Origin of the sequence: Pseudobutyrivibrio sp. ACV-2 (assembly GCF_900107545.1) — a bacterium.
In the GTDB taxonomy this organism is placed as follows: Bacteria; Bacillota; Clostridia; order Lachnospirales; family Lachnospiraceae; genus Pseudobutyrivibrio.
In genome coordinates, this window is sequence record NZ_FNQZ01000009.1 from 151,858 (window position 1) to 161,909 (window position 10,052).

12 protein-coding genes, 7 tRNA genes and 1 pseudogene are annotated in these 10,052 nt (G+C 38.2%); 3 read left to right on the plus strand and 17 right to left on the minus strand.

The window, feature by feature from the left end; all coding sequences use genetic code 11:
- The first annotated feature begins 20 nt into the window (after window positions 1–20).
- Entirely contained in the window at window positions 21–1,100 is a 1,080-nt protein-coding gene (locus BLV53_RS11110) for a hypothetical protein (protein WP_090300837.1), read from the plus strand.
- Window positions 1,101–1,157: 57 nt separating this feature from the next.
- Here the strand turns inward: BLV53_RS11110 and BLV53_RS11115 are convergent, their stop codons facing one another.
- Window positions 1,158–2,246: a haloacid dehalogenase-like hydrolase gene (locus BLV53_RS11115; protein ID WP_090300839.1), complete on the minus strand. Its 1,089-nt coding sequence runs from the start codon at window positions 2,244–2,246 to the stop codon at window positions 1,158–1,160.
- Between the two features lie 195 nt (window positions 2,247–2,441).
- Here BLV53_RS11115 and BLV53_RS11120 point away from each other — a divergent pair, with 195 nt between their 5' ends.
- Entirely contained in the window at window positions 2,442–2,876 is a 435-nt protein-coding gene (locus BLV53_RS11120) for a hypothetical protein (RefSeq protein WP_090300841.1), read from the plus strand.
- A 62-nt stretch (window positions 2,877–2,938) separates the two neighbouring features.
- On the opposite strand, the gene BLV53_RS11125 is transcribed toward BLV53_RS11120, so the two are convergent.
- Complete coding sequence (locus tag BLV53_RS11125) at window positions 2,939–4,054, minus strand: 5-methyltetrahydropteroyltriglutamate--homocysteine S-methyltransferase (protein ID WP_090300843.1); 1,116 nt, start codon at window positions 4,052–4,054, stop codon at window positions 2,939–2,941.
- A 149-nt stretch (window positions 4,055–4,203) separates the two neighbouring features.
- Here BLV53_RS11125 and BLV53_RS11130 point away from each other — a divergent pair, with 149 nt between their 5' ends.
- Window positions 4,204–5,109, plus strand: coding sequence for a LysR family transcriptional regulator (locus tag BLV53_RS11130; protein WP_090300845.1), 906 nt, complete (start codon window positions 4,204–4,206; stop codon window positions 5,107–5,109).
- A 24-nt stretch (window positions 5,110–5,133) separates the two neighbouring features.
- Here BLV53_RS11130 and BLV53_RS11135 read toward each other — a convergent pair whose 3' ends face one another.
- From BLV53_RS11135 to BLV53_RS11200, 15 genes and pseudogenes are all read right to left on the minus strand, one after another.
- On the minus strand, window positions 5,134–5,949 hold the full coding sequence (locus BLV53_RS11135; protein ID WP_139298958.1) for a hypothetical protein: 816 nt from the start codon (window positions 5,947–5,949) through the stop codon (window positions 5,134–5,136).
- A complete protein-coding gene (locus tag BLV53_RS11140; protein ID WP_090300849.1) occupies window positions 5,930–6,166 on the minus strand; it encodes a hypothetical protein in 237 nt (78 codons plus the stop codon). The genes BLV53_RS11135 and BLV53_RS11140 overlap by 20 nt, the downstream gene beginning before the upstream one ends.
- 48 nt (window positions 6,167–6,214) lie before the next feature.
- Complete coding sequence (locus tag BLV53_RS11145) at window positions 6,215–6,856, minus strand: hypothetical protein (RefSeq protein ID WP_090300851.1); 642 nt, start codon at window positions 6,854–6,856, stop codon at window positions 6,215–6,217.
- A 220-nt stretch (window positions 6,857–7,076) separates the two neighbouring features.
- Window positions 7,077–7,394: pseudogene (locus BLV53_RS11150) on the minus strand (carboxymuconolactone decarboxylase family protein); the annotation flags it as partial.
- A gap of 91 nt (window positions 7,395–7,485) precedes the next feature.
- Window positions 7,486–7,815: a putative quinol monooxygenase gene (locus tag BLV53_RS11155; RefSeq protein WP_090300853.1), complete on the minus strand. Its 330-nt coding sequence runs from the start codon at window positions 7,813–7,815 to the stop codon at window positions 7,486–7,488.
- A 12-nt stretch (window positions 7,816–7,827) separates the two neighbouring features.
- Window positions 7,828–7,956, minus strand: coding sequence for a hypothetical protein (locus BLV53_RS17580; protein WP_278335393.1), 129 nt, complete (start codon window positions 7,954–7,956; stop codon window positions 7,828–7,830).
- A gap of 301 nt (window positions 7,957–8,257) precedes the next feature.
- Window positions 8,258–8,539: a hypothetical protein gene (locus BLV53_RS11160; protein ID WP_090300855.1), complete on the minus strand. Its 282-nt coding sequence runs from the start codon at window positions 8,537–8,539 to the stop codon at window positions 8,258–8,260.
- A 78-nt stretch (window positions 8,540–8,617) separates the two neighbouring features.
- Window positions 8,618–9,127 carry a hypothetical protein gene (locus BLV53_RS11165; RefSeq protein WP_090300857.1) on the minus strand — a complete coding sequence of 170 codons (510 nt, stop codon included), beginning with the start codon at window positions 9,125–9,127 and terminating at the stop codon, window positions 8,618–8,620.
- 253 nt (window positions 9,128–9,380) lie between these two features.
- Window positions 9,381–9,454, minus strand: a tRNA-Arg gene (locus tag BLV53_RS11170).
- 12 nt (window positions 9,455–9,466) lie between these two features.
- Window positions 9,467–9,550, minus strand: a tRNA-Leu gene (locus BLV53_RS11175).
- A gap of 20 nt (window positions 9,551–9,570) precedes the next feature.
- Window positions 9,571–9,643, minus strand: a tRNA-Val gene (locus BLV53_RS11180).
- 26 nt (window positions 9,644–9,669) lie between these two features.
- A tRNA-Asp gene (locus tag BLV53_RS11185) sits at window positions 9,670–9,743 on the minus strand.
- 20 nt (window positions 9,744–9,763) lie between these two features.
- A tRNA-Ile gene (locus BLV53_RS11190) sits at window positions 9,764–9,837 on the minus strand.
- A gap of 62 nt (window positions 9,838–9,899) precedes the next feature.
- Window positions 9,900–9,972: transfer RNA gene (locus BLV53_RS11195), tRNA-Thr, on the minus strand.
- A 7-nt stretch (window positions 9,973–9,979) separates the two neighbouring features.
- Window positions 9,980–10,051: transfer RNA gene (locus tag BLV53_RS11200), tRNA-Glu, on the minus strand.
- Window position 10,052 lies beyond the last annotated feature (1 nt).

Genomic DNA, 10,052 nt, shown 5'->3' on the forward strand with positions numbered 1-10,052 from the left:
GCGGAGATAGGAGGCCAATTATGAAAAGGAAGGTATTATTTGTTTTAATTCTTACTATGTCATTCATTTCAGCCTGTGGAGCAAATCCTGTTGCTTCTCAGGCTGAATTTGATATTGAAGAAAATACCACTCATGAAACCAGTGCAGTTAACGGCATTGAAGTTGCAAGTGGACTATTTAAAATCACATTGCCTGAAGAGTGTCGGGATAGCTACGCCGCATCTGTAGATGCCAATTCAATTACAATTTACCACAAGCAGTCAAAATACGATGGCTATGGTGGAATGGCATTCACAATATCCGCATTTAATCCCCCTTCATCATTTGAAGGGAATGGCTATGAGAAGGTGGGCGAGCTCACAGATGCAGAGGGAAATCTATACACAATCACCCTTGGCTACCCTACAGAGATTCAATGTAACCCAGACGAAGACGTTCCTGCCAACTATAAGACACTGACTAATCTAGGCGAAAAATGCGTTGAAACTCTTGAAGGGATAAATGGTGCCACCTATACATACCAAGCTGGTACAAAGGGTGATGACTTATATGGTGAAATTATAGAAAAATATAAGACTGCTGCAAAAGAAGGCTGGAGCACCGCCAAATATGAAGAAAACAATATGAGTCCGGAATTTGCCAATATCGTAAATACGGATGGGATTGATGGCATAGGAATTGCATACTATGACATTACAAAAAATGGAGTTGATGAATGTTTTGTGGGTCCTATGAATAGTAGTTCAAATGGTGCAGCTTACGATATATACAAAATAGTTGATGGTACACCAACACTTATTGTATCAGGTGGTCCTGATGACAGTTTTTACGCTTGGAGTGCTCTATTAATAAATGAATATTCATCAGGTGAAGATGAATACGGAAAGTACATCTACATCATCAATGATACAACACCTGACTTAACTATGCAGTATGCCCTAAAACATGACGGCTATGAGAACAGTGCGAATCCTTGGTTCATATCCTATGATGAGGATGAAGGTTGGGAAAACATTTCAAAAGAGGATTACAACAAACGAGACTATGCTCCAGAACAATATGAAAAGCTAAATTTCATCCCTCTATCAAAAATCAAATAACCTACGCGACACTTTAAAAGGAGCATCACCTCACATGAGGCAATGCTCCTTTAGCTTTTATTTTCTGGTTACACCAGCACCATAGATTGTAGTCCAGTCATTCTTCATTGAAATTGGAACCCATCCATTTTCATCACATTTTTTATACATCTTCTCAGCTGCTGTAAGCTTTCCATTTTCTCTAACTGTATCGTCACAGCAGAGCATAAATGCCATGCTCTTATACTTGTTATGGCTTACCACATATTCAGCCATGCTGTAATCGCCTGAGCTGTTTCCAAATGAAAGAACGGGCTGCTGTCCGATTTCCTGTGCTATAACAGATACCTTATTCATTTTTAGATTCTTAATGATAAAGTCTCCACCTAAAACAAGTGAATCGTCTGCCTTCATCTGATATACAAGTCCATCTTCACCATTTTGACTACTTGCAACTATCGTCTCATCTGAACCTATAATCTGGCGAGCCGGTACAGGAAGTGCGCCATCTACTAGGCCTCTTAATATAAGTCTGTCTGTTCCTGAAACCACATACACTGTGAAATCATTTTTCTGCAGATAGTTAATAATCTGAATCATAGGCTGATAGAAAGCCTCCCCCTTTGTCATGCCGTTGTAGCCATTCATTGGGGTATTCTTAAAATTCTTGACATACTGTGTAAATTCATCGACGGTCATTCCTGAAAATGATGATGCTATTGCCTGGCCATGCTCATTGCTAAGCTCCTCTGGATAGGTGCCTGTCTCTGCAAACTGTAATACTTTTGCTGCAACTGCCTTTTCAAAATCTGTTGCCTTGTCCTTGTATGTAGGATCACCAAAAACTCTATACACTAAAAGCTCATGATCAAAATATACAGGGTCTGTCTCGCAGCAAAGAGTTCCATCCAAATCGAATACTGCAATTCTATCCTCCACTGGGATATAATTTGCACTTTTCTTACTGGTGATATCCTTCATATAGCTTGTAAGCTCCACCTTTGCAGGCGCCTCTTGGGTCCAGTAGGATAATGGATCACTGCCTTTAGCGTTTGCTACTATGGCATCACCCGTCACTCCTGATAACACCATCACGCACAGGAACGCCACCAAAACACCTTTCAATTTTCTTAACTCTTTTCTGTTAACCATTTTCAAATTGTTCATATCAATTCCTCCTCGTGGAGGATATTGTATCTAATAAATGTCAACAAATTGTGTTTTCTGATGCTTATTACTAAAATGTGGAAAATTTATTATTTCTTATACTTCTTCACCCCACTGTGACTGTTTTGTGACACTCACAGTATTATTATTGTTCCATAAGGTGATACAAAATAACAAAAAGGAAGGCGATTAATCATGAAAAAAAGAATAGTAAAAATAACTGGTATGGCTCTTACACTTATGGTTCTGTTCACGGGAGCACTCGCTCCTAATAAAGCATATGCGGCAGACGAATCTGCAAAATATCTAAAAGGAGCTAAACTCGAAATTGGTCTCGATGGCACAAATGATGCCGGTGCAGAAGTCATCATCGGTATGTATAGCAACAAGAAAGGCGACAAAATCCTTTACATCAACGATGGTAAAAATCATGCCTACACCAGCTATACTACCCAAAGCGGTTACTCTGCGGATGTTGGTAATTATCAGGATATCTATGTCAATGATGCTCCAATTTACAGATATTGTGTAATAAACAAGGTTCCTTATATCATCACAGATACTGCGGATATGTTTACCTGCCAGTATATGGACGCATATGAAATGTCACAGATTATGAGCTATGACTAAAAGCTAACAACGAACGTTAAAAAGCTGCAAGCCCTCTATTTAGAGCTTACAGCTTTTTTTATTTATTTCCAAACCTCGTCAGCTATTTCTTTCACAAGCGCAAGCTTTGCCCATTGTTCTTCTTCAGTTAGCTTGTTACCAATTTCGCAGGATGCAAATCCACATTGTGGACTGAGGCACAGTCTTTCAAGAGGAACATATTTTGCTGCTTCGTATATACGTTTTTTTATCGTTTCTTTATCTTCAAGCTTTGGTGATTTTGTGGTTATAAGTCCAAGCACTACAGTTTTATCTGAGGATATTTTTTCAAGAGGCTTAAATCCACCTGATCTATCGTCATCATATTCTAAAAATAACGCATTTACGTTTTCTTTTGCAAAAACATAATCTGCTACAGAATCATATGCACCGCTGTTAAAAAATGTCGAGTGATAATTGCCCCTACAAATGTGGGATGTGATTACCATATCCTCTGGCTTATTTTGTAATGCCAGATTGTTTACATTAAGTAGCTGTTGCTTTATATCCTCTAAATCGATTCCAAGGGATTTATATCTAAGTTTCGCTGCATCCCCTACAATAGCGCCCCATGTACAATCATCTAGCTGTAAATTACGACATCCTGCTTCATAAAACTGTTTTATGATATCCTGATAAGCAAGCCCAATATCCTGAATAAGTTCTTCATTTGTTGGATAGAACTTTCTAGTGGTTTCATAATTGTCCGGTACAATCATCTGCTGAAATGTCTGGGCAGGTGCTGGGATTGTATATTTTGCAATAGTATCCTCATCCTCAAACTGCTTTAAAAACTTGAAGTACTCTACAAATGGATGAGGCTTCGCCTTTATTTTTCCTACGAGATAGGTGTCATCCAAAAGAGCCAGCTCTGCATCAAATTTCACTCCCCTTCCGTTGTTCTCGTGAGCAACTCCATCAAGCCCCCACATAAAATCTAAATGCCAAAAGCTACGTCTAAACTCCCCGTCTGTAATAATATGAAAACCAAGCTCCTTCTGCTTTGCCACAATCTTTTTTATTTCATCCTCTACAACCTGGTTATACTGGGTCTCTGTTATTTCTCCCTCTGTAAAAAGTGCCTTTGCTTTTTTCAAAGCCTCTGGTCTCAAAAAGCTTCCTACAAAATCATATCTTCCTGGTATTCTCAATTCACTCATATCTTCGCTCCTCGCTTCGTTTTAATATGAGAGAATTATATGCCTACTAACTTTATAGGTAAAATATATAAATCTTTAGTTTTGCCATAGATTTTATTTATGGTATTACTTATTATATAGTTATTATTTATAGTAAGAGGGATAATTTCATGACCTTAAAACAATTGAAATATATAATTACCGTAGCAGAAATCGGCAATATTACAGAAGCTGCCAAACAGCTTTTTATTTCACAGCCCAGCCTGACTTCAGCTATCAAGGAATTAGAAAATGAATACGGAATTACGATATTTAATAGATCAAATAAGGGAATTGAAATAACCACTGCCGGCGATGAATTTCTAGGATACGCCAGACAGCTTTTAGAGCAGGCCAACCTCATTGAGGAAAGATACACAGGCAAAGACCATGGCAAACAGCGTTTTTGTGTTTCTGCCCAACACTATTCCTTTGCGGTTGAAGCCTTTGTTGAATTGTTAAGAGAAGCAGGTGGAGTTAAATACGAATTTCACATGAGAGAAACCCAGACCTACGACATTATTGATGATGTGGCACACCGAAGAAGTGAAATAGGAGTTCTGTACCTAAACAAATTTAATGAAACTATCATCAGAAAAACCCTTAGGGATAATGGGCTTAATTTCACCACCCTGTTTATTGCCAAGCCTCATGTTTTCATCGGAAAAAACAGCCCATTGGCTAAGAAAAATAAAATCACCTTAGCAGACTTAGCGCCTTTTCCTCGTCTATCCTACGAGCAGGGAACACATAATTCATTCTATTTTGCCGAGGAAATCTTGAGCACCATGGATTGTGACAAGGAAATAATTGTTAGAGACCGTGCCACCCTTTTCAACCTACTTGTTGGCCTTAATGGCTACACCATCTGTAGCGGTATTATCAGCGAAGAACTAAACGGCCCCCACATAATCGCAAAGCCTCTAGCCATTGATGACTACATGGAGATTGGGTACATTCTGCCTTCAGGCATCCCTCAATCACCATTAACTCAAAAGTACATTACATTCCTTAAAGAGGCGTCTAGGACTACCTGACCATATATTCCAGTGGCTTCCTTTTTAATCTCCTATGACAGATTCTATAATAGATACCACTTTACTGAGTGAACCTTCTGTCACCATGTATTGCTCACCATTATATGCAAGATGTTTGTTATCAACTCCTATCGAAATTGTTTTATCATCATATAAAATATCAAGCATATAAAAGCCTTCGATGTGGTCATCTTCTGGAACCACCCAATAGGAACAATGGCTCAAAGTATTAGTAATAGTTCCAAGCTGAACTACATCCTCGATTATATAGTCAGTTTCATCAAATCCATGAACAATGATTTTTGAAGGCGTATCAGCAAATAGATCAGAGAAATAGCTATATTGGGAAGAATCAGGAGGTAGCTCTCCATGGAGTTTAATAGCCTCATGTGCTTCAGCAGGTGTCATATCTCGAATAAAAATCTTATTTTCAATTTTCATATAGGAGTATCCATATGCAGAACCCAGCCAATCTTCTTTTTTGACAAGTACAATCCCATCGCCGTAAACATTAATTTCCTTACCCTGAGATATTTCTAACCCAAATCCATGCATAAACCAAGATGCACCTATTACAAGAAGCGCAACTATAGAAAGAGCTATAATTCCCTTCCGGACCGACTCAGAAACCCACTTATACAACATTCTTGCAATTACTATAACTATTACTGCCCACACTACATAAATATAGTAAAATAGCGCAGTTTCCCAAAATGCGCGCAATCTCAATCCATCTGCCTGATAATTACCAGAAAACAGAAATCTGTGTGCCTTAATAATTGAAGCCCCTGCAATAGTCAGAAGTATTAATAAAATAATTTTAAGAATCTTTTTCATCATCAATGTTAGCTGTTTTCCTCATCCATGGAGCAATAATAAACATCAGGCAAAGTATTACAAAAAACTGCGCACAAGTGATAACTGTATCATATAGTGAAAATTCATGCTTTAAAATAAAATCCAACAAAGCACAAAAAGCATTAGCTCCCACTGAAATAATTGCGGATTTAAATATTATCTGCTTAATTATTGTTTTATTCAGTTTATTTTTTCTCAAAATATATGTCTCCCTATTTCTGATTTAATCATCCACACCAACATCATTTTACTTATTGCTGGTCACTTGTACACTACCTTCATCATTTCTTATCAACATCAAATCATCAAAAATAGCTATCCTATGGATATCATCGACCTGGCTAGTATCATCAACAGGCTCACTAACTAATTCCACCTCATTTACATCTACTTTCTGTGGAGAATCAGGCGAGCTAATATCATATATTTCATACTTATCTGAAGTATCTGTTGTGGCAATTATATAATGCCCACTGGTGTTAATTGCATGCACCTGATTTTCAAAACTCATCAATTCATCAAAATTGTCAGCATACTTATCGTATATGAATAATCTTAATGGATTTTTTTCATCGCCTGAATTTTCCAATGTATAAATCGTACCATCATATACTGCGAAATCATATGGAGCTATTAAATTCTCAGTCACTATGGTACTTTCAGCATCATCATATTTATACAATTTCTTATCCGAAAAATAATATACTCCTGAAGTATCCTCTTTTGCCCAATAACAATTTATTGCCGGTATGACTATTTCTTCTTTCTTATCCGATGTACCTTCAAACTCATTAGAAGACGTTGACTGAACTTCCGCTGTTTTCCCGCACCCCACAAGTAGTGCTGCACATAATGTAATTGCTGCTAATGATTTACCTTTTACTAACATAACAAATCTCCCCTGATTTTCGTCTTTGATTAGCTTTACTATAATGCTTTAATTATGTTATACAAATATAATTATGCAACATAACTGACACTCTGTCTATCTATATTGCGCAGTATTTTTAGTTCGCACAGCAAGGCATTATAACAAAAAAGACGCATAGGCCATCAGGTCTACACGTCTCCTACATTTCTTATATATTTGTACTTATTGCTTATTCACCATAAACTTCTTTTGCTAGATTAAACACCGCCCACGCTTTAGGCCATCCAGCATAAAACGCTACATGTGTAATGATTGCTGCCATTTCTTTTTGTGATACACCATTATTTTTGGCATTTTCAATATGATACTTAAGACTGCTATCAGTAATCCCCTGAGACATAAGAGCCACAACGGTGATTATACATCTTGTCTTTACATCTATATCCTGATTAGTCCAGTTTTCACCAAAAAGAATATCATCATTAAAATGCGCAAATTCCGGTGCAAATTCTCCAAGCTGATTTCTTCCTGCTGTCTGTACTATTTTCTCGCTCATCTTTATCTCTCCTTCCTAATCCAATTCCATCTATCCTGTTTCCACCTGCATTTAAAAATACAACTCATATTTTACTCATGCAATTAAATTTTTATTTCCTTATAAAATCTGCATCCCGCTCAGGCATGCTGTCATCAGAGCTATACCTTTCTACAGTCATGTGAAGGTCATACTTTTCTCGAAGTTCCATAATTGTATTCATCATAGGTGAAGCATGGTGAATATCGATGGATTCCTGATTTTCCCAACTGTCTATCAAAAGAATTGTTTCCGGATCTTCCAGAGACTGAAAATATTCATATCTGAGATTTCCTGCTTCACTACGAATCTTATCAACTGTTCCACTACTAATCATCTCCTCAGCAAATCTTTTCGCAGCACCGGCTGTACCTTTATACCGTAAATTAATTGTAATACTCATCATAGCCTCCAATCATATAATCAGCTTTAAAAACTGATATGTCATTTCATAAATCGTCACATCCATATGTGAAAGCTTAACTTCATCCATTGCTGATATCTGCTTATCTGTAGGATATGCGTAAGGATAAATGCCATACATAGATATATCTCTTAAAACTTTGTATCAGTCTGCCTACATTTTACCGTCCAGTTGACACAGTGTCAATATATTTCATTTTTTCTTTTCTCATGTTATCCATAGCATGCTGGACAAAAACCTGAAACATAGCTCTGAAAATTGAACTCGTGTTTACAAGATGCACAACGAACACTGGATGAGGACTTGAATAAGCCGTTGTAGTTTACATATGTAGTATTCTCCATTATCTCTTTCCTCTTTTTGAATGATGTATAAAACGAAAAAAATAAGGCGGAACATTTCATTCCGCCTTAAAGGTTAATTAAAATACGTTAACATAAGTAATCTGTGTTGGGTAATTTGTGCTTGTGATATAACCAACGATTGAACCGTCTGGCTTTAAAATCATCAAAGTTGTATCCATTTCGCCATACGGGTTAGCAAAATCGTGTGGTCGTACAGATGCGTGGTAAGGATACTTTACACCATTAATAGTCATTGTATCCTTGAAACCCCATCCATCGGCTGCGATGTATGTGCTCCAAGATGCCTCGTCATTATATGTACGAACGATGAGACCGTTTCTGCTAAGTACATCGCTCATATTAACATAACCACCAGCACGTAGGTATGACTCTAACGCTTTACAGTTCCAAGAATCACCATATTCAGCATACCAACTCTATGTTGATGCTGAGTCATAGTTAAAACCTGAACACAAATTAGGTATGTCCATCTCGAAACCGCTGCCATCATAAGAAAATAATGTTCTAGTTGGTTGACTGCCTCTTAAATCAATAAATCGCTGTATGTGAATGCGTCCATCCGCACTATCTGCAAATGTTAAATCAAACTGCGCTCTATTTTCTTCAGCCCAAGCGCCGTGAGGGTCTTCAATACTTCCGTCGTTCTTTGATTTTGAAACTGTGAGACCTAACAAACCAGCTGCCTGTTCAAGATTCATACGACCAATCTGAGATGAGCTATACTCTTTACCGTTATAAGTGAACGTGTCACCCTTAACCATCAAAGCAAATAATGCTGGGTCATTAACTGTAGACGTTGCAACAACATTAGCTTCCTTTGCTGACTTTTTCCCCTTTGCCTCAGATGTGATTGTGCTTGTAGCAACAACGCCAACAATCAAGCAAAATGATAATACTGCTGTAAATAAACTTTTTACCTTTCTCATTCCCTACTTCCTCCAGACCATAGCGGTCTATTAAAATACATTAGTTGAGATACTATTTCTAAGCGTTATATTACGATATATATGTATATATTACAAACTCTTTTATAACTTTAATTAGAATCGCACTGAAAAAAACTTTTTTTTATTTAGAACACTTCCTCCTTTCTTATGATACTCACTAATACTCATTTTCTGTAAATAGAAAAGAAGCGCTGAATCAATGAAGATTCAACGCTTCTTAAAAATTATTTAGCGTGCGTGAGAGGATTCGAACCCCCGACACCTTGGTCCGTAGCCAAGTGCTCTATCCAGCTGAGCTACACACACATATTAAATTAATGCCGTAGACCGGAATCGAACCGGTACGATGTCGCCACCACGGGATTTTAAGTCCCGCGCGTCTGCCAGTTCCGCCACTACGGCATAGCCAATTGAATGGCTAATGGGACCTACAGGGCTCGAACCTGTGACCCTCTGCTTGTAAGGCAGATGCTCTCCCAGCTGAGCTAAGATCCCAAGAAAAACAAACTATTGAATTTGAACGACCCCAGAGGGACTTGAACCCTCGACCTCCGCCGTGACAGGGCGGCGCTCTAACCAACTGAGCCATGAGGCCATATTGCAACTTTAAGAAAGTGGACCCTCAGGGACTCGAACCCTGGACCGACCGGTTATGAGCCGGTTGCTCTAACCAACTGAGCTAAAGGTCCATACTGTATAGACAAGAAAGACCCTCCTCAAAAAAATTGGCCTCTTTCTATTTAATAGAAGAAGCCGATGATCGGACTCGAACCGATAACCTGCTGATTACAAATCAGCTGCTCTGCCAATTGAGCCACATCGGCATATAAGTGACTCCGACGGGAATCGAACCCGTGTTACCGCCGTGAAAGGGCGATGTCTTAACCGCTTGACCACGGAGCCA